The sequence below is a fragment of the Rhodococcus sp. BP22 genome (assembly GCF_014281965.1).
Classification (GTDB): Bacteria; Actinomycetota; Actinomycetes; order Mycobacteriales; family Mycobacteriaceae; genus Rhodococcoides.
On the sequence record NZ_JACFTB010000001.1, the window covers coordinates 740,595 to 766,498 of the forward strand.

The window sequence follows — 25,904 nt, forward strand, 5'->3', positions numbered from 1 at the left end:
ACCTACTGCCCCGTAAAGTGGTTATTCGAGCGCGCTGGCGCGCTATTTCGAGTCGCGTTCGTTGGCCGCTTCGCGCGCACGGATCGTCTTGTCTGCGTTCTTCCGGCTGTAGGCGAAGTAGATTACGACGCCGATTGCCATCCAGACGACGAACCTGATCCACGTCTCGACCGAGAGATTGACCATCAGCCACACGCACGAGGCCACCGCCAGAATCGGAATCAGCGGCATCAGGGGAACCTTGAATCCGCGGGGAAGGTCCGGACGCGTCCGGCGGAGTACTACCACGCCGATCGACACGAGGACGAAGGCGAACAGTGTGCCGATGTTCACCATCTCTTCGAGGGTGCCGATCGGAAAGAATGCGGCGAGAACCGAGACCACGCCGCCGACGAGCAGCGTAATTCTTACCGGGGTACCCCTAGAGCCCGTATGTGCCAACGAATGTGGGACGAGGCCGTCACGCGACATGGCGAACAGCACGCGGGTCTGCCCGAGCATCAAGACCATGACTACCGTCGTCAATCCGGCCAGTGCGCCGAACGAAATAATGTTCTTTGCCCAATCGAGGCCGTTGAGTGCGAATGCCGTCGCCAGAGTGGAGTCGTCACCAGCGAGTTCGGTGTAGTTCACCATCCCGGTCAGCACGAGCGTTACCGCGACGTAGAGGACCGTCACGATGGCAAGGGATCCGAGAATTCCACGAGGCAAAGCCTTCTGTGGGTTTTTGGTTTCCTCCGCAGTCGTGGCGACCACGTCGAACCCGATGAAGGCAAAGAAGACGAGGCTGGCAGCGGCCAGCAACCCGTACCACCCGAAGGTGCTACTTCCCGCACCCGTGACGAAGGACAACAGCGACTGGTGAATGCCCTCTTCGGTGGTGCCACCCTGGGAGGGAGGAATGTAGGGAGAGTAGTTCTCCGATTTGATGTAGAACGCGCCGACAACGACCACGAGCAACACGACAGCGACCTTGATCGCGGTGACCACCAACGACACCCGAGACGACAACTTGGTACCGCTGACGAGTAGGACCGTGATGATGAGAACGATCACCAACGCACCCCAGTCGAAGTCGAGTGAACCGATCTTCACGATCGGCGATGCCGACCCGATGACCTCACCGAGATACAGCGACCACCCCTTCGCTACCACCGATGACGCCAGCGCGAACTCGAGGATCAGGTCCCACCCGATGATCCATGCAACGAACTCGCCGAAGGTCGCGTACGAAAAGGTGTATGCGCTTCCCGCCACCGGGACGGTCGAGGCGAACTCGGCATAGCAGAGGGCGGCCAGCCCACACGCGACTGCAGCGAGAAGAAATGCCAACGACACCGAGGGACCGGCAACGTTTCCTGCGGTGCGCGCGGTGAGCGTGAAGATTCCGGCCCCGATGACGACAGCCACCCCGAACACGGTGAGATCCCACGAAGTGAGATCCTTCCGGAGTTTGGTGTCCGGCTCGTCGGTGTCCTTCATGGACTGCTCTACCGACTTGGTCCTGAACAGGCCTGTCGTTCGCAGAGCCTTCTTCGGCCGATCTTCGGTCATCGCGTGTGTTCCACCTGTCGAGATCGGGTCACTGACGGTATTCGGCTTGCGAGTTGTTCACACGCCACTTGGAGCCCCTGCGGTAACACCCTAGGGGAATGGAGCTCTTACACGGACGGTTCCAGCATCGGGCGAAAGGCTACCCGACGGTCGCGAAGAATATCTCGGCGTCTCCCCACCGCGCCGCGGCGGTGAACGCTGGATCTGCCGCAGATATCCACACAGCCGAACCTTGCTCGAGCACCAACTCGCGGTCACCGTCGTCCACAGCGACCCGCCCCTTGGTGCACAGCACGATCGACGGCCCGTCGCTGTCCGACTTCACCGAAGAACCGTTCGACAACACTGCGCGGCTCAACGCGAATTCCGGCGCTGGTGTCTCGTAACAGGCGACGGTGTCTCTCATGTCAGGCTCCGCTTCGAGGATCTTCACCTCCGATGGCTGGAAATCCAGAATCCGGAGAAGTTCCGGTACATCCACATGCTTGGTTGTCAGGCCACCGCGCAACACGTTGTCGGAGTTCGCCATGATCTCCACACCCGTACCGGCCAGGTAGGCATGCAGGTTGCCCGCATCGAGAAAAATACCTTGGCCGGGGGTCAACGTAATCCTGTTGAGCAGCAACGCCGCCAGCACTCCCGCATCACCCGGATAGGACTCTCCGAGTTCGAGAAGTGTTCTTGCCTCCGCGACGAATTCGCCGCCGTCGGACTGTGCCCGAGTCGAGAGATACTCGATGCACCCGTCGGCGACCAGCGGCAACAATGCATCGAGGGCAGGTCCGGGCAAGGTGATCCAGGAAGTGAACACAGTCCGCAAGCCGGCATCGTCCGGCTGGTCGGCCAGAAGTGATCGATATCCGGACAGAGCGTCCACGTTCAGCGCGTCGATGAACTCGACGGTTCGCCGCGGACACCTGAATCCGGCAAGTGCGTGAAACTCGGTCAACGCAACGATCAGCTCTGGTTTGTGGCTCGCATCGCGGTAGTTCCGCAACGACGAATCGATCGGAATCCGTGCTGACTCCTCGCGCGCAAATCCCTCGGCAGCTTGCTTCGCGCTCGGATGGGCCTGCAGCGACAGAGGTTCGTCGGCGGCAAGCAGTTTCAACAGAAAGGGCAGCCTCCCCAGATAGGTCGCGGACGTATCGGCGCCAAGCTCGAGAGCCGGGTTCTCATCGATGACGCTCAGTAGCGACCGCGTCGAGGTGCCGTCGTCGATCAGTGCTGGATCTGCAGGGTGTGCCCCGAGCCAGATCTCGGCTTCCGGATGTTCGGACGGAACCGGCCTGCCTTGCAAAGCTGCAAGAACAGTCCTCGATCCCCACGCATACGACCTGACTGCACCGAGCAGTGGTTGCACTATTTCCCGCCCATCAAATGTAGATACGCGGCAGCCATTTCCAGCCGCGTCGCCAATACTGCAGTTGCCCCTAGCTCACCGGCCGCGTGCAGGTTCATTCCTGCACGGTCCTGACTTTCGCGCCGGTAACCTCCGGTGCCGTCCATGGACTCCGATGTCGATCCGAAATCGATGCTCCCCCGATCGAACTCGGGTAAGCCCGCCGTGATCACGATCGAGTCCGGTAGCGCAGCAGTCCGACGCTCGGTCGACGCGGCGAAAGAATCGGATGCCAAGACGACTACTCGAATCGCTTGTTCGGGCCGGGGGCCGTCGAACTCTTCGTCGTGGAAGAAAGCATCGTATTCGGCGGGTGCTGCGCCGCTCGTGCGACCGGAGGACACGACAGCGGCGATGACATCGGAAAGTTCACTCGCCCCGGCCACGACGCCTGCAGCCCGCAGCAAAACCTCACTACCGTGTCGGGCCAATTCGACGTCGACGGCTCCCGCACCGGACAGCACAACCCTACTGCCCGAGATCTGAGCGGCAAGTGACTTCGCCGGGTTGTGAAAAACCTCGTGCGAGGGATGATTTCGAGCCGCCTCGGCGTCGAGAAGATCTGCAACTTCGGACAAGTCGGGGAGCAAGGATCGATAGGCGCCGTCGGACACAGCGGCGAGAACTGCCGACCCAGCAGCCAGGTAACGCATCAACGTGTTGTGCTCGCGCACAGCGACCCTCGGGGGAAGGAACACAGCGCGGCCTGCCGCAGCAGAGCGCAGCGGTCCCTCGTCCGGGGTGATGAGAACAGTTTCGGCACCGCGGCGAACGGCTGCGGATGTCGATTCTGCGAGCCGTGGATCACCGGCGTCGTCGCCGGAGAGCACAACTACGTCGAGCGGACCGACCCACAGCGGCGTCGTCGCGACGTGCACGAGCGGAAAACCGATGCGTGCACCGATGGCGGCGATGAGCATGGACGCGGCCCGACCTGCGCGACCTTCACCGGCGACGAAAACAACGCTGCGAGGGCGAAGATCGCCCAGCCGTTCGGATACGGACTCCTCGACGGCTGCATACGTCGCACGCACCTGCGCGCCTGCTAATGCAGCGCTGCGCAGGGCCCCGTCGGTATCGGCGGCGGCGAGTGCGGCTGTGTCATCCAAATTCAGCAGAGACGACGGAGCTGTCATGGCTGTTTGCACCGTCCTTTCCTTACCGACGTCCACTCACCGACCGAGTGCATTCGTGAGTGCGAGCGTCTCGTAGCCCACTATTCCAGTTGTCCTCGCACTATGCCCAATATCTCGGAGGTCAAAGCATCGACATCTTCACTGCTGCGGGCTTCGACGTTGAGGCGCAGCAGCGGTTCGGTATTGGACGCCCGGAGATTGAACCAGGCACCGTCCGCGAGATCGATGGTGACACCGTCCAACCGGTCGACCGATACCGTGCGGTCCGCGAAGGCGTCGAGCACTGCATTCGTGCGCTCGACGGCATCGTCGACCGTCGAGTTGATCTCCCCCGACGCAGAGTACGACTCGTACGACTTCATCAACTCCGAGAGCGGTAGGTCCGTAGCGCCGAGAGCTGCCAGGACATGCAGCGCCGCGAGCATTCCGGAGTCCGCACCCCAGAAATCGCGGAAGTAGTAGTGGGCGGAGTGCTCACCGCCGAACACAGCACCGGTCTCTGCCATCTGCTGCTTGATGAACGAATGGCCGACCCTGGTTCGCACGGGTTTACCACCGAGTCTGGTCACCAATTCCGGAACCGCATGGGAAGTGATCAGGTTGTAAATCACCGACGCGCCGGGTTCTTTGGCGAGCTCGCGCTCGGCTACCAGCCCGGTCACTGCCGAAGGCGAGACCGGATCTCCGAGTTCGTCGACGACGAAGCATCGATCCGCGTCGCCGTCGAAGGCCAATCCGATATCGGCACCGGTCTCGCGTACGAACTTCTGTAGGTCGACAAGATTCTTCGGGTCGAGCGGGTTCGCCTCGTGGTTGGGGAAGGTTCCGTCGAGCTCGAAGTAGAGCGGGTAGATGGTGACCGGCAGTGAATCGAATACAGCAGGCACGGTGTGCCCACCCATTCCGTTTCCGGCGTCGACGGCGATCTTGACACCCGATACCTGAGACAGATCGACGAGGTCACGCACAAAAGTGGCGTACTCGACCAGAACATCACGGTCCGAGGTGGTTCCCGGTGTCCCATCGTATTCCGGAACACCGTCGACCAGCTCTGCCTTGATCGTGCCGAGACCGGTGTCCTGCCCTACCGGCTTCGCTCCCGCGCGGCACAGCTTGATGCCGTTGTATTCGGCAGGATTGTGGCTTGCGGTGAACATGGCACCAGGGCAATCCAAAACGCCCGATGCGAAGTAGAGCTGATCGGTCGAGGCAAGTCCTATGTGGACGACATCGAGGCCCTGTGACGTGACTCCGTCCGCAAATGCCCGCGACAACTCCGGCGAAGATGCGCGCATGTCGTGGCCGACCACGACCTGGGTGACGGATTTGTCTCGGACCAATCGCGCGAACGATGCGCCGACGTCTCGCACGAAGCCTGCGTCGATCTGCTCGCCCACCACCCCTCGTACGTCATAGGCCTTGATGACTGCATTGACGGACTCGGCAGTTCGTGCCACGAACGACTCCTCGTGAATTTGGGTGGGGTGAGCGCTAGAGGCTAGCCACTGCGGCCCAGCCCTTGCACTTCGGACATCGACTTCTCGAGTCGAATCTGTCACAACTCGATGGGTCGAGCGCGAGAAAACCGACCAGTTGTGACCGACCCCATGCGACCGGACGGAACGAAACAATCGCCGAGTACAACAGCGGAACATCGAACGGAACAAAAGGCTGAACAACCGGGTCGGACGCGGGGATTGACCAGCATTCAGGACGTGGGATCGGGAAGCACCCTTAGGTGACCCCGTCGGCCGGTCCGTGCCGGCGCCGAAGTCCGACGATCTCCAACTACGTCAGCGCGGATGTCCCGTTCTCGAACTCGGTTCGTCGACTCGGTGTCCTCGCGTCGGACACGATCGCCGCGGCCTGCTTCGCGAACGGCTTCGGCCAGGGCCGTCAGGTCGTCCTCGTCGGGCGTCGTCGTGGTGAAGCCACCCTCGTAGCGAACCATTTCCCAGCCCTTGGGCGCAGTGGTGGTCACAGCGTGTACCTCACACAGGTCCCATGAGTGGGGTTCGGCGACAGTAGCAAGTGGTCCCACGACGGCAGTCGAGTCCGAATAGACATACGTGAGCGTCGCGACGGCCGAACGGCTACACCCGGGCCTGCAGCATCCACGCAGTGATCTCACGATCAAGAGACTATCCCTCGACTCCGACTGCACGCCGCCCGACACACCGCGAAGGGGCGGGCGATAACCTTGGGCATGGCTCGAACTGGCTCCGGACGACAACCGACCTCCCGATCTGCGGACCGTCGCGGCCGCGGAGTTCGCGGCCCGGTGCTCCCCTCGAATGTTCCGGGGCACCGATCGCGAGCCGACAAATTCGACCGCGTGGTGCTGGAGGCATTCGCTCGCATCGACCACAAGTGGCACGAGCGGTTGGAGAGGCTGGATATTGCAGTCGACGAAGTACCCAAAATCAGGGCCATAGATCCCGAATCGGTCACGTGGCCTCCCGAGGTGGTAGCAGAGGGGCCTGTTCCGTTGTCCAGACTGGTGCCGGCGGGCATCGACAAGCGCGGCGAATCCACACGCGCACGGATCGTGTTGTTCAGGCGCCCCTTGGAGCGACGCGCCAAGCACCCGGAGGATCTGGAAGATCTTCTCTACGAAGTGCTTGTCGAACAGGTTGCGACTTACTTAGGGGTCGACCCCGACTCCATCGACCCGGGCATGGAAGAAGAACGTTAGCCGAAGGACCCGGCAAGTAACTCGATCTAGCCGATACCCCGCTTGAGCCGACGACGCTCCCGCTCCGACAGTCCTCCCCAGATTCCGAAACGCTCGTCCTTGGCAAGCGCGTACTCCAGGCATTCGCCCTTGACATCGCAACCAAGGCAGATGCGTTTTGCTTCGCGAGTCGATCCACCCTTCTCGGGAAAAAATGCTTCAGGATCGGTCTGCGCACAGAGCGCACGCTCTTGCCACTGATCTTCGATCTCCTCGAACATTTGATCGAATCCAGCGACCATACTCAAGAACGGCTTTTCCGGAACACGAACTGGCAGAGAGGTTCCCTCCCCCAGCGTGTCGTGTTCGTCTACGAAATCCTCGGAATCGCGATCGACACCGACAGCGCTGGAATCCATTGAACCTGAATCGATATCGTCCAGATCGTCTGCATCTTCAGCCCCGGAAACCACAGAATCGCGGTCGAGCGCCACGTCCGCTGTAGCCACATCAGCAAACGTATCCGAGCGGCCACCTTTTACATGTGCCGCAAAAGTCTTGTCATTCATACGATTCCCGCTGTCGCCTCGTGCCGCGCGTGCTCGGGGATCGGTCTGCGACGCGTAGCTGACTACGCTGAGGCGAGCCTGGGGTTCGCCCCGGTGTTCACGTGCCTCGTACTGGTCGTACATCGCTTCAGCCTCCTCACCATTCGATAGCACAGAAATTTCCGGTCGATTCCGAATACCTTGCCCCGCGCCGATATTCGTACCCATACCCCAACCATCGATTTTCAACACACGCTCCGGCATACTTGACGTCAGATGGGAACGAGTGTTCGAATCAAGGGTCACTCCAAGCGAACTCGCCTGATGATCGGGGAATGACATAAATGTGATTAGACACGCCGGAGTAGGTTGCGGTCAAGCCGATACGGGATATTGCAATACCATCTCCAGACCGAAATCGGCCCTCTCCCCGAATAACGGCCTGTCGTCGGCGTGTCGCGCCCCGAAAAACGCGCCGAAACCGGGACGGGGTCCGGATTTCACCGTATCGGCGCCGCCGAGGAGGCGGGCGCCGACCGATCGATTCGATCGAGAGCCTAGGCTCTGAATCTGTGAAAGTGACTGTCTTGGTCGGTGGAGTCGGCGGAGCCCGGTTCCTCCAGGGCCTCAAAACACTGCTCGGGGACGACGACGAGATTACGGCGATCGTCAATGTCGGAGACGACGTGTGGATGCACGGTTTGCGCATCTGCCCCGACCTCGACACCTGTATGTACACCCTCGGTGACGGAATCGATACCGAGCGTGGTTGGGGACGCATCGCGGAGACTTGGCACGCGCGTGACGAACTCGCCGCGTACGGGGCCGACCCGGATTGGTTCGGGCTCGGAGACAGAGACATTGCCACACACCTCATCCGGAGTCGGATGCTCAGGACCGGATATCCGCTATCGGCGGTGACCGAGGCACTGTGCAATCGATGGAAGCCAGGCGTGCGACTCCTACCGGTGACCGACGACCGGAGCGAGACCCACGTCGTCGTCACCGACCCGGACGAAAAGGACGGGGACACTAAGCGAGCAATCCACTTTCAAGAGTGGTGGGTTCGCTACCGAGCGCAGATTCCGACACACAGCTTCGCCAATATCGGTGCCGAGCAGGCGAGTCCGGCGCCCGGGGTCCTCGATGCTCTCGCCGGCGCCGACGCCGTGATTCTGGCTCCATCCAATCCGGTGGTGAGCGTCGGAGCGATCCTCGCTGTCCCCGGAATCCGCAGTGCGCTACGCACGACGTCGGCCAAGGTTGTCGGCCTGTCGCCGGTGGTGGACGGAAAGCCGTTGCGCGGGATGGCAGACGAATGTCTGACCGTCATCGGTGTCGAGACTTCCGCCGAGGCCGTCGGACGTCACTACGGCGCACGATCGGACACCGGAATTCTCGACGCATGGTTGATCCATTCGACCGATCAGGCCACCATTCCCGGCGTTGACGTACACAGCGTGCCGTTACTGATGACCGACCCCGAAACGACGGCCCTGATGGCGGCAGCGGCACTTCGTTCGGCTGGACTCGAGCTGTGACCGAGCCGATTCCGACCGACCACGCTCCTGGCGGCAGCATCGAGATCATCCCGGTGACCGGGTTACCAGAGTTTCGACCGGGCGACGATGTTGCGTCCTCGATAGCCGCGTGCGCACCATGGATTCGCAACGACGACATATTGGTAGTCACCAGCAAGATCGTGTCCAAGGCCGAGGGTCGACTGGTCGACGCCCCACTGGATCCAGAAGAACGAGATGCCGCGCGAAGACTGCTGGTCGAGCAGGAAGCAGTTCGGATCGTCGCTCGCAAAGGCCGAACACTGATCACCGAGAATCGTCTCGGCATAGTGCAGGCCGCTTCTGGAATCGATGGATCCAACGTCGACCGGGCCGAATTGGCTCTTCTCCCGAGAGATCCGGATGCAAGCGCTGCTGCCATACGAGCAGCACTGGCGTCTTCGCTCGGGGTCGACGTAGGAGTCGTCATCACCGACACCATGGGTCGCGCGTGGCGTATCGGCCAGATCGATGCCGCGATCGGCTCGGCCGGTCTTGCCGTGATCCATGGCTATGCCGGCGCCGAGGACGCCCAAGGTAACGAGTTGATCGTGACCGAAGTCGCTGTCGCCGACGAGATCGCTGCTGCAGGCGATTTGGTCAAGGGAAAGCTCGGTGCCGTTCCGGTTGCCGTCGTGCGTGGTTTGAAGCCGGTAGACAATGGCACCGGCGCAAGAGATTTGGTGCGCAGCGGTGAGGAAGACCTCTTCTGGCTCGGTACCACCGAGTCGATCGACAGGGGGCGCCGGGAGGCTCTTCTCGTTCGCCGCTCGATTCGATCCTTCACCGGCGAATCGGTGGATCCCGAGGAGATACGCGGCGCCGTCTCAGAAGCACTGACGGCTCCCGCGCCGCATCACACCCATCCGGTTCGATTCGTGTGGGTTCGCACACCGGCTGTGCGTACCCAGCTGTTGAACAAGATGAAGGACAAGTGGCGTGAGGACCTCCGCTCGGACGGGTACACCGACGAGCAGATAGAGCGTAGAACTTCGCGCGGCGACATCTTGTTCGATGCGCCCGAAATCGTGATCCCCTTCTGCGTACCCGATGGGGCACACACGTACGCCGACGAGCGCAGAAACCGAGCCGAAGAAACGATGTTCACCGTTGCCGTCGGCGCCGCGGTGCAAGGTCTACTCGTGGCGCTGGCAGTGCGAGGACTCGGTAGCTGTTGGGTCGGCTCGACAATTTTCGCTGCAGACTTGGTGCGCACCGAGTTGGGCGTACCTTCCGACTGGAAAGCCTTGGGCGCCATCGCAATCGGTCACCCTGACAGTCCTGCCGAGGTACGGAAGCCACACCCATTGGGTGACGAACTACTGGAGATGTGAGATGACTTCGAGGACGCTCCGGCATTCCGCCACCACAGTGCTGGAGCAGTGGCGGACGAGCCAGTGGCACGAAGATTCGCTCCGCCACACGATGCTCGCCTTCATCGACAGCAATGTCGACGCCTGCCTGCGAGCCAACGAAGCAGGGCATCTCACCGCATCTTCGCTGGTTCTCGACGCGGAGGGTCGCAATGTCCTTCTCACCCTGCACCCGCGGGTGGGCCGTTGGATCCAACTGGGCGGCCATTGCGAGGAATCCGACGACACGGTGGTCGACGCCGCGTTGCGCGAAGCTCGGGAAGAGTCCGGGATCGAAGATCTCGACATCGACACCGCACTGTTGTCTGCGCACACGCACCCGATCACGTGCTCGCTCGGCAAGCCCACCCGACACCTCGACCTGCGGTTCCTGGTGCGCGCCCCCGTCGGGGCCCAGGCCGTCCGCAGTGCGGAATCCACAGACCTGCGCTGGTGGCCCGTCGACGCACTTCCCGACACCGCAGAGAAGGACACGATCACCCATCTCGTCGAACTCGCGCTACTGCGCTAGCGACATCAGACGTCGGTGGAGAACCTGACTCCGCCGTCGGGCAACTTGACCCCTGGCCACACTCTGGCGCCACGAAGCAGTTCACAGCGGGCACCGATGTCGGCTCCGTCGCCGATGATGGCGTCACGGATCAGTGCGCGCGGTCCGATGCGTACACCGAATCCCAGGATCGAACGCTCCACGACTGCACCGGCTTCGACGACAGCACCGTCGAACACGACAGCACCGTCGAGACGTGCGCCGGCGCCGATCTCGGCGCCACGGCCGATGACAGTGCCACCGATCAGTAGCGCACCCGGAGCAACGCCCGCGCTGGGATGGACGAGGGACTCGCCTCGCGTGCCGTTCAACGCCGGCGATGGAGCGATGCCTCGCACGAGATCCGCCGAGCCCTGAACGAAGTCTTCCGGGGTCCCCATGTCACGCCAGTAGGCACTGTCCACGTGGCCGAAGACGCGTCGGCCGTCGGCGAGTAGGGCTGGGAACACCTCCCGCTCGACCGATACCGGTCGATCATGCGGAATGGTCTCGATGATCTCACGCTTGAATACGTAGCAGCCAGCATTGATCTGGTCCGTCGGCGGATCCTGAGCCTTCTCGAGGAACGCTGTCACTCGCCCGTCGGCATCGGTGGGAACACAACCGAAGGCACGAGGATCACCTACACGCACGAGATGCAGCGTCACATCCGCCTCGGTCCGCTCATGGGTGTCCAGGACGGCGGTCAAATCGGTTCCGCCGAGGACGTCTCCGTTGAACACGACCACGTTGTCTGCGCGCAACCTCGGTAGAACGTTGCGAATACCCCCTCCGGTGCCCATGGGCTCGGTCTCGGTGACGTACTCGAGTTCGATACCGAGCGACGAGCCGTCACCGAAGTAGTCCTCGAATACCTCGGCTTTGAACGATGTCCCCAAAACCACGTGATCGATTCCTGCGGCCTTGATACGGGCTAGCAGATGCGTCAGGAAAGGCAACCCGGCAGTCGGCAGCATAGGCTTCGGGGCCGACAGCGTGAGTGGCCGAAGGCGAGTTCCTTTGCCGCCCACAAGGATTACGGCATCTGTGTTGGAGCGGGTTTCAGCTGACATGGTCGGCCTCTCTATTCTCGTCGATCTGTCGCTGTCGAAGTGCCGCAGCCACAACCACCTTCGAGCGCACCGCCAGGCCCGCTCGCAGAACCCATCGTATGGGAGCCTGCCACGGATGGGGGTGCCGGTCTGCCTGAAACCTGTACGCACTCGTGTGATGCGCGGGCAGCATCAACTCTGGATGTCGTCCTGCCGCATGGCCTTTGGTGTGGGTGATTTCCACGTCGGGCACGTAGACATTCAGCCATCCGGCGGTTCCGAGTCGATCTCCCAAGTCGACGTCCTCCATATACATGAAGTAACGGGAGTCGAACCCGTTGACGGAATCGAAAGCGGCACGACGAAGCAAAAGGCAAGATCCGGACAGCCAGCCGACAGCGCGTTCGGTAACCGCCTCGTTGTCCTGCCGATAACGTTGCGTCCACGGATTGCCCGGCCAGATTTTGCCGAGGACAGCGTGTCCGACCCCTGAGGTGAGGTCCGGAACTGCGCGAGCAGACGGGTACCTGGTGCCGTCGGGTTCGCGGATGAGAGGCCCGAGCGCACCCGCACGAGGCCATCGCTCCGCCGCAGCAAGCAAACCGTCGAGAGACCCGGGATGCCACCGCACATCGGGATTGGCGACGACAACGAACTCGATGGCGTCGTCGAGTTCGGCTACCGCGCGGTTCACGGCCCCGCCGTAGCCGAGATTGGCTCCGGTTCGAAACAACCTCACATGTGGGTAGCGCGCGTCCGCGGCCTCGACGCTTCCATCGGTCGAGCCATTGTCGGCCATGATGACGAGCGGCACCTCCTCCGTTGCCGAAGCGAGGGAGGAGAGGAATTGATCCAGATACTTCCCGGGGGAATAGGTCACCGTGACGACGGCCAGCTTGGAACTCACGCGGGCCAGACTAACCGGCGAAGCCGGTATTGCCTCACCTCGTGCCGGCACGGACCTCACCCAACGCATCGGTGAGTGCTGCGCGCCACGGCCGCAGGGGGGTGAGTCCGGCAGCTGTCCAGGCATCAGCGGACAACACCGAGTACGACGGCCTGGGGGCGGGGCGCACGAACTCGGCACTCGAGCAAGCCAACACGCGTTCCGGGTCTGCACCCGCGCCGGCGAACACAGCACGTGCCAGTTCGTACCAGCTTGCTGTCCCGGTATTCGTCAGATGAAGAATCGGTCGCCCGCTCGACGGCGAAGCAGCGAGTTCGAGCAATCCGGACGCAAGATCACGGGAATAGGTCGGTGATCCGATCTGATCGTTCACCACCGACACGGTGTCTCGCTCACGTTCGAGGCGCAGCATCGTCGAGACGAAGTCCGACCCGGTTCCGGTGTAGACCCAGGCCGTACGCACCACCGTCGCCGAGGGCAACACGCGTAGGACAGCCTCCTCACCGGCTAGCTTGGTGCGTCCGTACGCGCTGCGCGGGGCCGTCGGGGATCGAGGGAGGTACGGGGAAGTCGCGGTGCCGTCGAACACATAGTCGGTCGAGACGTGCACGAGGCGCGCGCCGACGCGTGCACATGCAATCGCCAGGTTCTCCGGACCGTCTGCGTTGACCTTCGACGCCGTTGCTTCGTCCGATTCGGCAGCATCGACCGCGGTGTAGGCGGCGCAGTTGATCACCACCATGCCCGGCTCGACGGCGTCGGCAACTGCTTTCGCGTCGGTGATGTCCAGCTCTGCGCTGGTCACACCGATCGTCGTGTCGCTGCTCGCACTGCCGCTGTTGTTCGAAAGGTGCAGTATCTGCCGGCCGAGCTGTCCGCCCGCTCCGGTCACAAGAGTTTTCGCCACAGTTGCAAAGTGTGGCACGCCGCCCGTGCTTGAGCGAGACGGTGACACTTCACAAGTAACCTGACTGGTCGGGGCGAGAAATGCGTAGAAGAAGAGTGGAGAGGTCAACAGGTGCAACGAGAGTCTGACGGATCGCGAGGCGAGCGGCGGTCCTCAGCGCGGCGTCGCGACCCTGGGCAACGCCCTGCTCGGGGGCGCACTCGGCCGCCGTACTCCAGCGACCGCCCCAGCGAGGACGACAGTGCTGTCGGCAAACCTGCAGGCGGAATGCCGACCGAGAGGCCAGGCGTACCTCGGATGGTGATCGCGGCCATGTCCGTTCTCGTGCTGGTCGTGACAGGTTTCGCTTGGCGAAGCGTCGACGACCTTCGCTCGAACATCGCTACTGCAGGGCGCCTCGGTCTGGGTGGTGGCTCCGATGGCGCCGTGGACATCCTGATGGTCGGCACCGACAGCCGCACCGACGCGCACGGCAACGCACTGACGCAAAGCGAGCTCGATTCACTGCGCGCCGGTGACGAGGTGGCATCGAACACCGACACGATCGTGCTCATTCGCGTACCGAACGACGGTTCTTCGGCGACCGCGATCTCGATACCCCGGGATGCGTACGTCGAGGTTCCGGGAATTGGAAAGTCCAAGATCAACGCGGCGTACGGCGCAACGAAGGAGAACAAGCGCCTCGAACTCGTCGAACAGGGTGTCTCCGATAAGGACGCGGACTCACAGTCGACCGAAGCCGGACGCGAGGCGCTCATCGAGTCGGTGGCCGATCTGACGGGGGTCACCGTGGATCACTACGCCGAGGTGGGTCTGCTCGGTTTCGTACTGCTGACCGATGCTGTCGGTGGCGTGAACGTATGCCTCAATGCCCCTGTGGACGAGCCGCTGTCCGGAGCGAACTTTCCCGGCGGGGAGCAGACACTGTCCGGTGCGGACGCGTTGAGTTTCGTCCGGCAGCGACACGACCTTCCGCGGGGCGACCTCGACCGAATCGTGCGTCAGCAGGTATTCATGGCATCACTCGTGCGGAGTGTGCTGAGTGCGAAAACATTGAGCAACCCCAGCAAGTTGAGTCAGCTCAGCTCCGCGGTCCAACGTTCGGTTGTTCTCGATTCCGATTGGGACATAATACAATTCGCGACCCGCTTGCAGGATCTGGCCGGCGGTAAGGTCAAATTCGAAACCATCCCCGCCGTCGACATCAACGGTGTGACCGACTACGGCGAATCGATTGTCGAGGTCGATCCCGATGCAGTGAAGACCTACGTCGAGGGGCTTCTCGACGGATCTGCCGACGAGCAGGACTCTGCACCGACGACCGACGCTCCCACCGTCGATCCGTCGTCGGTGACGGTAGATGTTGCCAACGACAGCGGAATCGACGGTCTCGCCAACGGTGTGGCAGCGTCGCTCGGATCGCTCGGCTACACGAGCGGCTCGGTCGGAAACTACGAGGGATCCTCGGTCTCCACCACGACGATTCAAGCGGCAGATCCGGACAGTGATGCAGCGAGATCGGTGGCAACTGCTCTCGGCGGGCTCGAAGTGGCCTCCGACGACACACTGCCGCGCGACACCGTTCGGGTGGTACTGGCCTCGGACTACTCCGGCCCCGGGGCAGACGGCAGCACCACATCCCCGACCACCTCATCCCCGACCACCGAGGAAACGCTCGCGAGCAGTGCAGGCGAATCGCCTGCGCCGCCGATCGACGCAGGCTCGGCGGGCCCTGCCTGCGTCAACTGAGCTCCGCTAGGGTTGCGCCTGTGGCCTCAACGTTGACGCAGGAACTGCTCGATCCAATACTCGCGACCGACCCCGCCGGTCCACGGGTGACGTATTACGACGACGAGACGGGTGAACGGGTCGAGGTATCGACGATCACGCTCGCCAATTGGGCTGCGAAGACCGCTAACCTGTTGTGCGACGAGTTCGGCCTCGCACCTGGTGCCAAGGTCAGTGTTCTCCTACCCGCTCACTGGCAGAGCGCGGCCGTCCTGCTCGGTGCGTGGTGGGCAGGTGCAGAGGTCGTCCTCACCGCAGACGACACGTCAGAGCTCGCACTCGTGCACGGTTCTCGAATCGACGAGGCCGGCGACATACCCGAAATACTTGCCCTCTCGCTCGACGCGTTCGGCAAACCGGTTCCCGATCTTCCTATCGGAGTGACCGACTACGCCACCTCGGTACGCGTGCACGGAGACCAATTTCGGCCGACTGGCGCTGGCGCTGCTCTCGACGGACGATCGGTCGAGGAAGTTTTGGCGGAGGCACGCACCCGCGCTCAGGCACATTCGTTGCAGACCGGAGACCGCGTGCTCTCGTCGTTGCCGTGGGGTACGACCGAGGAATTGATCGATGGACTGTTGTCGGTTTTGGTTTCAGGCAGCTCGCTCGTGCAAGTGAACAACCCGGACCCGACGAAGACCGACCGCCGCACCACTACCGAAAAGGTCACCAAGACACTCGGTTAAGACCTGCTCGCGTATCCACCGTCGTCGAGGCCTGCTTCGATCTCGAAACGATTCCTCGCGCCCGGATTCCGTAGTTCCTCCACCAGATAGCGAACCGCGAACAGTGGCCCGTATCGAGCCCACTGATCTGCGTGCACCGCCTCATGGCGCAGAACACTGCGCGAGATGTTGGCGCGGGTGAGGTAAGCGGCACCGATGGTCGTGCCTCCGCGACCGAACCCTGCGCGCATTCCCCGACAGACGAAAAGCCGATGCTCGTCATCGAAGGCGATCTCGGCCCGCCACAACGTCGCGTAGACGAGCGCAAGGTAGGTGACGACGGATACCGCGCGCCCCCGAGTGCGAGTGTCCGGCCGCTGGATCGACAATGCGGACACCGGCGCGAAACGCATTACCCGAGGAGTTTGGCGCGCAGCGCCGCATCCTTGTCGAGCACCATTGCCTCGAGGTCTTGTTGGAACTTCTCGATTCGCGACCGCAGCTCGGGGTCCGAGGCGCCCAGAATGCGGGCCGCGAGGAGTCCCGCGTTGCGGGCGCCACCGATCGACACCGTGGCAACCGGTATCCCAGCGGGCATCTGCACGATCGACAGCAGTGAATCCATACCGTCCAAGTACTTCAAGGGAACAGGTACACCGATGACCGGCAGCGGCGTAGCCGAAGCGACCATACCTGGCAGATGAGCTGCTCCACCGGCTCCGGCGATGATCACGCTGAGCCCCCGCTCGGCCGCGCTCGTCGCATAGTCGAGCATGCGCTTGGGTGTGCGGTGCGCCGAGACGACACCGACCTCGAAGCGAATCCCGAATTCGGCCAATGCGTCCGCTGCGGCCTCCATCGTCGGCCAGTCGGAGTCGCTCCCCATGATGAGGCCGACCTGAGGGCCCAGTTGTTCGGTCATTGGTGCGGGTCCCATCCGTCGGTCCATTCTGCGTGCGACATCCAGTGTGCCGCGCGTTCTGCCTTCTCCCGGACAGCGGCCACGTACGCCTTGTCCGATGCTTGCCCGTTCGGTGCTCCGAGTACGTTGACATGGCCGATCTTGCGGGCTTCGCGCTCGCTCTTGCCATAGAGGTGCACCTTGGCGTCCGGCATCCGCGCGAAGAGGTGATGAAGCCGTTCGTCCATCGTCATCGTCGGCGCCTGCGGTGCTCCGAGAATGTTGGCCATGACCGTGACCGGCGCCAACGGCGTCGTATCACCCAGTGGGTAGTCGAGTACCGCACGAACATGCTGCTCGAACTGCGAAGTTCGGCATCCGTCCATGCTCCAATGCCCGGAGTTGTGTGGGCGCATCGCGAGTTCGTTGACGAGGATGGCGCCGTCGACCGTCTCGAACAGCTCGACTGCCATTGCGCCGACGACTCCCAGCTCGGCAGCAAGCCCCAACGCCATTCTTTCGGCGTCGATCGCCACATCGTCGTCGAGCGAGCCTGCCGGTGCAATGACCACCGCGCATTGCCCGTCGCGCTGAACCGTTTCGACTACGGGCCACGCCGCGCCCTGTCCGAACGGGGACCGACCGACCATGGCGGAAAGCTCGCGCCGCAGTTCGACCTTCTCCTCGACCATCAGTGCGACACCGAGATCGAGTTGACGCGCCACGATGCTCTCTGCCTCGTCGGCATCCTTCGGCATCCACACACCGCGTCCGTCATATCCACCACGGATGGATTTGACTACCACCGGCCACCCGTGGGCGTCTCCGAAAGCTGTGACATCTCCCACCCAGGTGACCTCGGCGAATTTCGGGATCGGAATCCCGAGCTCACCCAGTTTCCGACGCATCTTCAACTTGTCCTGTGCGTAGATGAGCGCCGACGGCGGTGGCTGTACGTTGACGCCTTCCTCGACGAGGACTTCGAGATGTTCGGTCGGTACCTGCTCGTGGTCGAACGTGACGACGTTGGATCCTGTGGCGACCGTGCGGAGGGCGTTCAGGTCATCGTGGTGTCCGAGTACGACATCGGCGCTGACCTGGGCGGCCGGCTCATCGGCGCCTGCGGATAGGACTCGTAGGGTTTGGCCGAGCGCAATTGCGGCCTGATGCGTCATTCGCGCCAACTGGCCTCCGCCGATCATCGCCACTACCGGCATTCCGGTGGACGAACTACGGGGGGTGGTGGGGCGCGGAGATAGACCTGTCACGGCTTCATATCGTGTCATGCGGGGAAGTTTCCACAGCCAGCAGACCCCTCTAGCCAGGAATGAATTCGAGCGTCATGTCCAATTTCTTTATTGAGAAGTCCCATTAATTCACTGAGAAATCGCTGATGATCTGCGCGCCGGTTAGCCGATTGGGCACCTCGTTTCGTAGACTCCTTCGTTGTGCCCTCGATCGACAGTTTGATTCATCGCCTCCCCGGTCCGCTACGGGTGCTGGCGATTCGTCACACCGAGCTGATCAAATTTGCAATCGTCGGTGGGACCACGATGGTGTTCGACCTGGTGATCTTCTATTCGCTGAGTCTGACCATCCTCGAGCCCAAGCCTGTCGTCGCGAAGATCATCTCGGGCGTGATGGCCACCATTTTGAGCTACGTCCTGAACCGAGAGTGGGCCTTCAAGAATCGTGGTGGCCGCGAGCGCCACCACGAGGCTTTGTTGTTCTTCACGATCAGCGGGGTCGGTGTCATTCTGGCGGCTGCCCCACTGTGGGTGGCGAACAACTTGTTCGACATCCGCGAAGGCCACAACAGCCTGACGATGGTGTTGATTCTCGACTTCATCCTGAACTACATCATCGGCAATCTTCTACAGATGGCATTCCGGTTCTGGGCGCTACGAAAGTTCGCGTTCCCCGACGAGAATGCGCGAGGCGCTGCGGCGGGATCGACCGATTACGATCCGACGCCCGCGGAAGCTGCCGAGGAGCAACTCGGCCACAGCTGACCTACTCCGGTGCGCTCAGCGTGGCTCTCGCGCCCGTGGAGACGGGGCACTGGCTTCTTCGCGTGACGCAGGCAGGAACACCGAGAACATAGCTGGCTTGCGTCGCTGCAATTCCAACCTTCCACCGTCCGCCTCGACGAGTGCTCGTGCGAGAGCGAGACCCACGCCGGTCGATCCGGCGCCGGAGAACCCGCGATCGAAGATATGCGGGGCCAACTCGTTGCTGACGCCGCTGCCCTCGTCCGAGACCTCGATACACACCAGCGGCTCGCGCCGCCGCTCGGCCGTGTCCAGTGCAGGAATCAGCCGCACTGCCACGGTGCATTTCCCGCCGCCGTGCGAGAGTGCGTTGTCCACCAGGACCGCGACTGCCTCGCGCAATCTCGAACCCGTCACAGATGCCTTGAGTCCCGGTCCACCTTCGAGTTCCAGTGTTCGGCCGGCATCCTCGAAGTTTCGCTGCCACTCCCCGATGACTCCGCTGAGTTCCGCGACGACAGCTACATCCTCGGCGCCTGCTGCCCCGTCGCTACGGGACGAGCGCACCAACTCGTCGATCGCGAGGGTCAAGCGGTCCACCTGTGCCATCGCTTCATCGGCTTCGGCGACTACATCGGGATCTGGATGCGTCGATAGTTCGTCGAGCCGAAGCCGGACGGCCGTCAGCCGACTGCGCAGCTGGTGCGATACGTCGGCGACCAGCGCATGCTCGCGTTGCAGTCTGCCCGCGATCTCGACCGTCGCCGAGTCGAGGACTTCCGAGACCCGGTCCAGCTCGGCAATTCCGTGCCGTCGTGGATCGGGACGAAAGTCTCCTTCGGCGAGTCGCTGCGCCCGTCGTGCGACGTCGCGCAGCGGATCGGCCAGACGATTGGCGGTCAACACGGCCACTGCGGTTCCGATGAGAATCGATGCCAACACCACGAGGGCTACTGCACCGACAGCTTGTTTCTGCAAGGTTCGCATATCGTGCGACGGCACTTCGAGCCGTAGCGATCCTGCAGTTCCCAACGACAGCGATTCCACCAACGGGGCCGGCACGAAGCTCTCACCGATGTCCACCCTCGACGCGGCATCCTGTGGTGTCGGAAACACCACGACGAGGCGTCCACCTTCTGGAACGGCCAACCTGAGCGAGCCGATGTCCAGGACACCTTCCACGATGCCTCGGTCCCCTTCTTGCGACAGGATTTCCGATGCCATCCGATCGAGTCGACGTTGAAGGTCGTCGCGAGTGAAATCTTCCACCCATAGCCAGGCGGTGTACACAAGGGGCAGACCGAGCAGTAGTGCGGTCAGCAGGACGACTGCCAGGATGGATTGCAGTATGCGACGGCGCATCGATCAGTCGCTGTTGATCCGGAACCCGACTCCGCGCACGGTGGCGATGCGGCGCTCGGCAACCGATCCCTCGTCACCGATCTTCCGGCGCAGCCACGACATGTGCATGTCGAGTGTCTTGGAGCCGCGGAGTTCCGCATCGCCCCATACTTCCCGGAGAATCGTCTCGCGGGAGACGACTTGCCCAGCATGGTCGAGGAGCACTTTGAGCAGCTCGTATTCCTTGTTCGCCAATGCGATTTCGGTTCCGTTCACCATCACTCGCCTGGCTGCAGGCTCGAGCCTGATCCCGCCGACCTCGATCGGGGTGTCCTCACCGGGACCGCGCCGCCGAAGCAAGGCCCTCACACGGGCCATGAGTTCGGCGAGTCGAAACGGCTTACCTACGTAGTCGTCGGCGCCGGCGTCGAGCCCGACCACGAAGTCCACCTCGTCCGTCCGCGCCGTCAACATCAAAACGGCAAGTTCGGAGCTGTTGGCGCGGACCTGCCGACAGACTTCGAGGCCGTCCATCCCCGGCAGACCGAGGTCGAGAATCAGCAGGTCATAGTTCCCGTCGAGGGCACGCTGGAGGGCAGCTGGACCGGTCTGCTCGACCGTCACCGTGTACCCCTCACGCCCGAGCGCTCGCGAGAGGGGGGCAGCAATAGCTTCGTCGTCTTCTGCAAGCAGCACTTCGGTCACCCGCGCAACCCTACGGTTCGTTTCTGTGAGAACGCTTCGATTACCAGCGTTTCCCCGCGCGCCATCCTCTTTTCGCCGAGTCCGAGGACTCCTCGTACGAGACTTCTCCGTCGTCGAACCGTGGACGGTCGTCCCGGCGAATCTCCAGCGCGTCGAATACCTGCTGGTAGAGAAGCGAGTGAACCCGCTGGACGCGTGGAATGTCGTCGAACTCCAACGGGTCGTCCGACGCCGAAGCAATGATGAGGGTTCCGGTACCGAGCATGCGATCGATCAGTCCGTGCCGAAACTGGACATTGGAAATACGGCCCATCGGGATATCGATTCCCGAGTGGGTGATGACACCCTGCCGGATGAGCACTCGGCGGTCGGTGACGATGAAGTGCGTGCATTTCCAGCCGATGAGGGGGGCAATGCACCGCCAGGCGACGACGATCGCCCACAGAACTGCAGTGACAATCGATGCGACGGTGGCACTCGAACCGTCGAGCTTTACCGAGAACAGGCCGATCATGAAACCTGCGACAGCGGTGACGAGGATGAATGTCAACGCAGGCAGCACCAGCATCTTCCAATGCGGGTGATGATGCAGCAGCAGTTCTTCCTCGTCTGCCAACGCATCTTCCGGATACCCCATGCGACTCACTCCTCGGCCGGATCCCTATTCGTACGAGGCGATCCTGCCACGAGAGCTGCGTCCTCATCACCATCCGAATCGGCGGCGCCACCGACATCTTCCTCAGTGTCGGAATCAGCGGCCTCAGGATCAGCGGCCTCGAGATCGGCGGGGTCCGGTGCTGCATCGGTGGCCCGGCCGTCACCACCGGACATCAGAATGTCCGCCCACCTGGTTGCCGGATCGATGTCCACCAACAACGCTTTGGCCATCAGAGTCAACGGAATGGCGAGGACTGCTCCGAGCGGACCGAGAACCCAGGACCAGAACACGAGCGAGAGAAACGTCAGAGTGACCGACAGTCCCACGGCGTCACCGACGAACTTCGGCTGAATGATCGACTGGATAACGACGTTGACGACGCTGTAGACGACGATCACCGCAATCATCAGAGTGGGCCCGCCCTGCAACAGTGCCAACAGAGCCGGCGGGATCAGTCCGAGAACGAATCCGATGTTGGGAATGTAATTCGTGATGAACGACAAGAGCCCCCACAACACTGGAAGTGGGATACCCATCGCCCACAGTGCACCTGCGTCGATGACGGCAACGATCAAGCCGAAGATCGTCGAGACGATCAGATAAGTACGAGTGCCCGTAGAGAAGGACACGAATGCGCCCGCGATATCGGGCCGGGTACCGACCAATGTCGATATCCGCGTGGTGAACGAACTGCCGTCGACCGCCATGAACAACAGCAGCACGAGGACGAAAAGCAAGTTGGAGAAAATACCCAGCACGTCCACGAGAAGACTGTCGATCACCCCGAACACCGTGCCTGCGTCGATTTTCGACATCAAACTTTGAATCTGATCTTGCCCAATTCCGTTGTTCGACAAAAGAGTTCGAACACTATCGACCAGACTGTCGAATTCATCGGCGTAGGTCGGCAACAGCGTCGCGAGTCGGGCAGTCGATACGACGAGTGCCAATACCAACACGAGAAGGATGGAGTACACGAGAACAATCGCGATTATCGTTGCGATCCACGCGGCAAATCCCCTGCGTCGCAGCCACTCTGGAAATGGATGTACCGCAACGGTCAGCATCAAGGCAAGAAACGTCGGCCCCACCACGCCGGAGAACGCACGCGTTCCGGCGACGCAGACGACGAGTGAGGCAAGCCCCAGCAACACGATCACCCCGCGTGGGAGCGACCATGCCTCCGACACACTCGATGGCGTCGCATCCGATGCATGTCGCGGTTCCATGAGTGCCCCTCCGCAGCCGATAATCTGCTCAGAACGATCCCATCGCATCTGCCGAAGCCACATCATCCGTCACGGATGATGTGGCTTCACCGATTACTCTGGATCCACCGCGCGTAGGTGAGTGACATCCCCGGCCGCTACCGCGACCGATTGCCCGGACTCATCGTCACGAACGACGATGCGGCCGTGAACATCGACGTCGGTCGCCTCCCCCACCAACACTCGATCCCCAGGCATCTCGACGCGAACTCTCCGCCCCACCGTGTCGCACCGCTCGCGATATCGCTGAGCGAGATGCTCGGTGTTCCAACCGGAGTTCTTCCAGGAATCGACCTCGGCACCGATTCCACGCAAGATTGCGCGCAGAATGGTGTCACGATCGGCCACGACCGCATTCTCGAGCACCAGCGATGTGGCCGTCGGGACAGGTAGTTCCTCAGTCGTCATCGATACGTTCAGCCCGATTCCGACCACCACGACCGGATGCGGACCGTAGGTAGCAACTTCGGCGAGAATGCCAGCGACCTTTCGCCCCTCGATCAAGACGTCGTTCGGCCATTTCAGGGCAGCGTCGACAGCCGCCACCGTTCGCAGCGCGTCGACTACGGCGACTCCGGTCAGGAGCGGTAGCCATCCGAGGACGGCCGGATCGATTCCTGGAAATTTCATCAGCACCGACAAGAGGATCTGTGATCGAGGCGCGCCGGAGAACGGTCGTGAATGACGGCCACGCCCGCTGTCCTGGTGCTCGGCTACAAGCGCGGTGCGATCGGCGAGCCCGTCGGCGCGCGCAATGAGGTCGGCGTTGGTCGAACCCGTTTGCTCGACCACGTCGAGCCTCGACCAGGACGCTTGCGGCCCATCGACAAGAGCTCGACGAAGAGCCGCGACATCGAGCGGGGGGCGGTCGAGATTGGTCCACATGACCCATGAGCATATGGCCCTACCGAACGTGCCTCGTCGATGTACCGGCCAGTAGGCTTGTTTGCCGACTGTGCTTGTCGCACCTCGGTCGGGACACTCATCACAGTCGTGGTTAAAGTGATCCCCCATGACCAGTGTTCAGGACGCAACTGCACAGGGTTCGGCCGCCAAGCCCGATATCCACACCACAGCGGGAAAACTCGCTGATCTCAGAAGTCGCCGGGAAGCCGCGATGCTCCCCAGTGGTGAAGCTGCAGTGGAGAAGGTGCACGCGAAAGGCAAGCTGACCGCCCGGGAGCGCATCACCGCGCTACTCGACGAAGGTTCGTTCGTCGAACTGGACGCGCTCGCTCGTCACCGGTCCGTCAACTTCGGAATGGCCGACAACCGCCCCTTCGGCGATGGAGTAGTCACCGGCTACGGCACCATCGACGGGCGCGACATCTGCGTCTTCTCCCAGGATGCCACCGTCTTCGGCGGTTCCCTCGGTGAGATCTACGGCGAGAAAATCGTCAAGGTCATGGATCTTGCGATCAAGACCGGCCGTCCGCTGGTCGGCATCAACGAAGGCGCCGGCGCTCGCATCCAGGAGGGCGTCGTCTCCCTGGGCCTCTACGGCGAAATCTTCCACCGCAACGTCCAGGCATCCGGAGTCATCCCGCAGATCTCGCTCATCATGGGGCCTGCTGCCGGCGGACACGTCTACTCCCCCGCACTGACCGATTTCGTCGTCATGGTCGACGGCACCTCGCAGATGTTCGTCACCGGCCCCGATGTCATCAAGACCGTCACCGGCGAGAACGTCACCATGGAAGAACTCGGTGGCGCGCACACCCACATGGAGAAGTCCGGTGTCGCGCACTACGTCGCGTCCGGCGAGCAGGACGCGTTGGACTACGTCCGCGATCTGCTGTCGTACCTACCGAGCAACAACCGCGCCGACGCGCCCCGCCTGGCGCCGTCGGATCCGATCGTCGGTGGCATCGAGGAAAGCCTCACTGCAGAGGACCTCGAACTGGACACCTTGATCCCGGATTCCCCGAACACCCCGTACGACATGCACGAGGTCATCCGTCGGATCCTCGATGACGACGAGTTCCTCGAAGTCCAGGAAGGCCGCGCGCGCAATATCATCGTCGGCTTCGGACGCGTCGACGGTCGCTCGGTGGGCATCGTGGCAAACCAGCCCACCCAGTTCGCGGGCACTCTCGACATCGACGCCTCCGAGAAAGCAGCTCGCTTCGTACGAACCTGCGACTGCTTCAACGTCCCGATCATCACCCTCGTCGACGTTCCTGGCTTCCTGCCCGGAACCGAACAGGAATTCAACGGCATCATTCGTCGCGGCGCGAAGTTGCTCTACGCCTACGGTGAGGCGACGGTCGGCAAGATCACCGTCATCACCCGCAAGGCCTACGGTGGCGCGTACGACGTCATGGGCTCCAAACACATGGGTGCCGACGTCAACCTCGCATGGCCGACCGCCCAGATCGCTGTCATGGGTGCATCCGGTGCCGTCGGATTCGTCTACCGCAAGCAACTCCTCGAGGCTGCGAAAAACGGCGAGGACGTCGACGCATTGCGGTTGAAGTTGCAGCAGGAGTACGAGGACACGCTCGTCAACCCGTACATTGCGGCCGAGCGCGGCTACCTCGACGCTGTCATTCCGCCGAGTCATACGCGTGGACAAATTGTCGCTGCGTTGCGACTTCTCGAGCGAAAAATGGTGACGTTGCCGCCCAAGAAGCACGGGAACATTCCACTGTGAGCGCACCGGCAAAGGAATCGGACATCACCGAAGCTACGAATCTGATCGAGTCTGCAGGTTTGGACGACGCGTCGGCGGCCTCCAAGGTCCACGATGTGATCCGAGTGGTGAAGGGAAATCCTTCGGACCAGGACATCGCGGCACTTGTCGTGGTCCTCACCGCGGCGGCGGGTTCGACTGCCTCGACCGTTGACTCACGTCCACCGGAGCTGTGGGGTTCTCATGCCTCGAAGCATCGGACGTTCGCGCCGTATTCGCCGTACTCGTACGGCGCCTCGCAGCGTTACTAG

At 62.3% G+C, this 25,904-nt stretch carries 26 protein-coding genes; 9 read left to right on the forward strand and 17 right to left on the reverse strand.

From position 1 onward, the window contains the following. Window positions 1-42: 42 nt before the first annotated feature. From H2510_RS03430 to H2510_RS03450, 5 genes are all read right to left on the reverse strand, one after another. Complete coding sequence (locus H2510_RS03430; protein ID WP_186626905.1) at window positions 43-1,554, reverse strand: amino acid permease; 1,512 nt, start codon at window positions 1,552-1,554, stop codon at window positions 43-45. A gap of 139 nt (window positions 1,555-1,693) precedes the next feature. Further along, window positions 1,694-2,917: a mannose-6-phosphate isomerase, class I gene (gene manA / locus H2510_RS03435; RefSeq protein ID WP_186626906.1), complete on the reverse strand. Its 1,224-nt coding sequence runs from the start codon at window positions 2,915-2,917 to the stop codon at window positions 1,694-1,696. After that, the gene (locus tag H2510_RS03440) at window positions 2,917-4,092 is read right to left on the reverse strand and encodes a tobH protein (protein WP_186626907.1); all 1,176 of its coding nucleotides are present in this window, start codon (window positions 4,090-4,092) and stop codon (window positions 2,917-2,919) included. The genes manA and H2510_RS03440 overlap by 1 nt, the downstream gene beginning before the upstream one ends. Window positions 4,093-4,172: 80 nt before the next feature. After that, window positions 4,173-5,549 (reverse strand): phosphomannomutase/phosphoglucomutase, encoded by a 1,377-nt coding sequence (locus H2510_RS03445; RefSeq protein ID WP_186626908.1) that lies wholly within the window; start codon window positions 5,547-5,549, stop codon window positions 4,173-4,175. A 251-nt stretch (window positions 5,550-5,800) separates the two neighbouring features. Next, window positions 5,801-6,223, reverse strand: coding sequence for a DUF3499 domain-containing protein (locus tag H2510_RS03450; RefSeq protein WP_186626909.1), 423 nt, complete (start codon window positions 6,221-6,223; stop codon window positions 5,801-5,803). A 75-nt stretch (window positions 6,224-6,298) separates the two neighbouring features. Here H2510_RS03450 and H2510_RS03455 point away from each other — a divergent pair, with 75 nt between their 5' ends. Continuing rightward, window positions 6,299-6,787 carry a metallopeptidase family protein gene (locus H2510_RS03455; protein ID WP_186626910.1) on the forward strand — a complete coding sequence of 163 codons (489 nt, stop codon included), beginning with the start codon at window positions 6,299-6,301 and terminating at the stop codon, window positions 6,785-6,787. Between the two features lie 26 nt (window positions 6,788-6,813). On the opposite strand, the gene H2510_RS03460 is transcribed toward H2510_RS03455, so the two are convergent. Beyond that, window positions 6,814-7,068, reverse strand: a complete 255-nt coding sequence (locus H2510_RS03460) for a WhiB family transcriptional regulator (protein WP_186627159.1) — start codon at window positions 7,066-7,068, stop codon at window positions 6,814-6,816. Window positions 7,069-7,886: 818 nt separating this feature from the next. Between H2510_RS03460 and cofD the strand changes: the two genes are divergently transcribed. Genes cofD through H2510_RS03475 form a run of 3 tightly spaced genes read left to right on the forward strand, consistent with a single transcriptional unit; the run spans window position 7,887 to window position 10,757 of the window. Further along, a complete protein-coding gene (gene cofD / locus H2510_RS03465) occupies window positions 7,887-8,855 on the forward strand; it encodes a 2-phospho-L-lactate transferase (protein ID WP_186626911.1) in 969 nt (322 codons plus the stop codon). Beyond that, window positions 8,852-10,207: a coenzyme F420-0:L-glutamate ligase gene (locus H2510_RS03470; RefSeq protein ID WP_186626912.1), complete on the forward strand. Its 1,356-nt coding sequence runs from the start codon at window positions 8,852-8,854 to the stop codon at window positions 10,205-10,207. Before cofD ends, H2510_RS03470 begins: the two co-directional genes overlap by 4 nt. A gap of 1 nt (window position 10,208) precedes the next feature. Beyond that, window positions 10,209-10,757, forward strand: coding sequence for an NUDIX hydrolase (locus H2510_RS03475; RefSeq protein ID WP_186626913.1), 549 nt, complete (start codon window positions 10,209-10,211; stop codon window positions 10,755-10,757). 5 nt (window positions 10,758-10,762) lie between these two features. On the opposite strand, the gene H2510_RS03480 is transcribed toward H2510_RS03475, so the two are convergent. From H2510_RS03480 to rfbD, 3 genes are read right to left on the reverse strand one after another with little or no spacing between them, the layout of a single operon-like run. Next, complete coding sequence (locus tag H2510_RS03480; RefSeq protein WP_084346846.1) at window positions 10,763-11,848, reverse strand: sugar phosphate nucleotidyltransferase; 1,086 nt, start codon at window positions 11,846-11,848, stop codon at window positions 10,763-10,765. Then, window positions 11,838-12,734, reverse strand: coding sequence for a glycosyltransferase family 2 protein (locus H2510_RS03485; RefSeq protein ID WP_186626914.1), 897 nt, complete (start codon window positions 12,732-12,734; stop codon window positions 11,838-11,840). Before H2510_RS03485 ends, H2510_RS03480 begins: the two co-directional genes overlap by 11 nt. A 34-nt stretch (window positions 12,735-12,768) precedes the next feature. Then, window positions 12,769-13,641 (reverse strand): dTDP-4-dehydrorhamnose reductase, encoded by an 873-nt coding sequence (rfbD, locus tag H2510_RS03490; RefSeq protein WP_186626915.1) that lies wholly within the window; start codon window positions 13,639-13,641, stop codon window positions 12,769-12,771. 267 nt (window positions 13,642-13,908) lie between these two features. Between rfbD and H2510_RS03495 the strand changes: the two genes are divergently transcribed. Both H2510_RS03495 and H2510_RS03500 read left to right on the forward strand, forming a co-directional pair. Then, window positions 13,909-15,390 (forward strand): LCP family protein, encoded by a 1,482-nt coding sequence (locus H2510_RS03495; protein ID WP_186627160.1) that lies wholly within the window; start codon window positions 13,909-13,911, stop codon window positions 15,388-15,390. A gap of 20 nt (window positions 15,391-15,410) precedes the next feature. Continuing rightward, window positions 15,411-16,118 (forward strand): TIGR03089 family protein, encoded by a 708-nt coding sequence (locus H2510_RS03500; protein ID WP_186626916.1) that lies wholly within the window; start codon window positions 15,411-15,413, stop codon window positions 16,116-16,118. Here the strand turns inward: H2510_RS03500 and H2510_RS03505 are convergent. The 3 genes from H2510_RS03505 to H2510_RS03515 are packed head-to-tail and all read right to left on the reverse strand — an operon-like array spanning window position 16,115 to window position 18,284. Continuing rightward, window positions 16,115-16,510, reverse strand: a complete 396-nt coding sequence (locus H2510_RS03505) for a hypothetical protein (RefSeq protein ID WP_186626917.1) — start codon at window positions 16,508-16,510, stop codon at window positions 16,115-16,117. The two genes, H2510_RS03500 and H2510_RS03505, sit on opposite strands and share 4 nt — an antisense overlap. After that, window positions 16,510-17,019, reverse strand: coding sequence for a 5-(carboxyamino)imidazole ribonucleotide mutase (gene purE / locus H2510_RS03510; protein WP_084346841.1), 510 nt, complete (start codon window positions 17,017-17,019; stop codon window positions 16,510-16,512). The genes H2510_RS03505 and purE overlap by 1 nt, the downstream gene beginning before the upstream one ends. Further along, window positions 17,016-18,284, reverse strand: coding sequence for a 5-(carboxyamino)imidazole ribonucleotide synthase (locus H2510_RS03515; RefSeq protein WP_186626918.1), 1,269 nt, complete (start codon window positions 18,282-18,284; stop codon window positions 17,016-17,018). The genes purE and H2510_RS03515 overlap by 4 nt, the downstream gene beginning before the upstream one ends. A 162-nt stretch (window positions 18,285-18,446) precedes the next feature. Here H2510_RS03515 and H2510_RS03520 point away from each other — a divergent pair, with 162 nt between their 5' ends. Next, window positions 18,447-19,010: a GtrA family protein gene (locus H2510_RS03520; RefSeq protein WP_186626919.1), complete on the forward strand. Its 564-nt coding sequence runs from the start codon at window positions 18,447-18,449 to the stop codon at window positions 19,008-19,010. Between the two features lie 15 nt (window positions 19,011-19,025). Here H2510_RS03520 and H2510_RS03525 read toward each other — a convergent pair whose 3' ends face one another. From H2510_RS03525 to H2510_RS03545, 5 genes are all read right to left on the reverse strand, one after another. After that, window positions 19,026-20,351, reverse strand: coding sequence for a HAMP domain-containing sensor histidine kinase (locus H2510_RS03525; RefSeq protein WP_136169453.1), 1,326 nt, complete (start codon window positions 20,349-20,351; stop codon window positions 19,026-19,028). A gap of 3 nt (window positions 20,352-20,354) precedes the next feature. Next, window positions 20,355-21,035 carry a response regulator transcription factor gene (locus H2510_RS03530; RefSeq protein ID WP_088944389.1) on the reverse strand — a complete coding sequence of 227 codons (681 nt, stop codon included), beginning with the start codon at window positions 21,033-21,035 and terminating at the stop codon, window positions 20,355-20,357. A 40-nt stretch (window positions 21,036-21,075) separates the two neighbouring features. Continuing rightward, complete coding sequence (locus H2510_RS03535) at window positions 21,076-21,672, reverse strand: PH domain-containing protein (RefSeq protein ID WP_186626920.1); 597 nt, start codon at window positions 21,670-21,672, stop codon at window positions 21,076-21,078. A gap of 5 nt (window positions 21,673-21,677) precedes the next feature. Continuing rightward, the gene (locus tag H2510_RS03540; RefSeq protein ID WP_186626921.1) at window positions 21,678-22,922 is read right to left on the reverse strand and encodes an AI-2E family transporter; all 1,245 of its coding nucleotides are present in this window, start codon (window positions 22,920-22,922) and stop codon (window positions 21,678-21,680) included. A gap of 93 nt (window positions 22,923-23,015) precedes the next feature. Beyond that, entirely contained in the window at window positions 23,016-23,846 is an 831-nt protein-coding gene (locus tag H2510_RS03545) for a biotin--[acetyl-CoA-carboxylase] ligase (RefSeq protein ID WP_186626922.1), read from the reverse strand. 127 nt (window positions 23,847-23,973) lie between these two features. On the opposite strand from H2510_RS03545, the gene H2510_RS03550 reads away from it, so the two are divergent. Both H2510_RS03550 and H2510_RS03555 read left to right on the forward strand, forming a co-directional pair. Then, on the forward strand, window positions 23,974-25,614 hold the full coding sequence (locus tag H2510_RS03550) for an acyl-CoA carboxylase subunit beta (protein ID WP_084346833.1): 1,641 nt from the start codon (window positions 23,974-23,976) through the stop codon (window positions 25,612-25,614). Further along, window positions 25,611-25,904 carry an acyl-CoA carboxylase subunit epsilon gene (locus H2510_RS03555; protein ID WP_186626923.1) on the forward strand — a complete coding sequence of 98 codons (294 nt, stop codon included), beginning with the start codon at window positions 25,611-25,613 and terminating at the stop codon, window positions 25,902-25,904. The genes H2510_RS03550 and H2510_RS03555 overlap by 4 nt, the downstream gene beginning before the upstream one ends.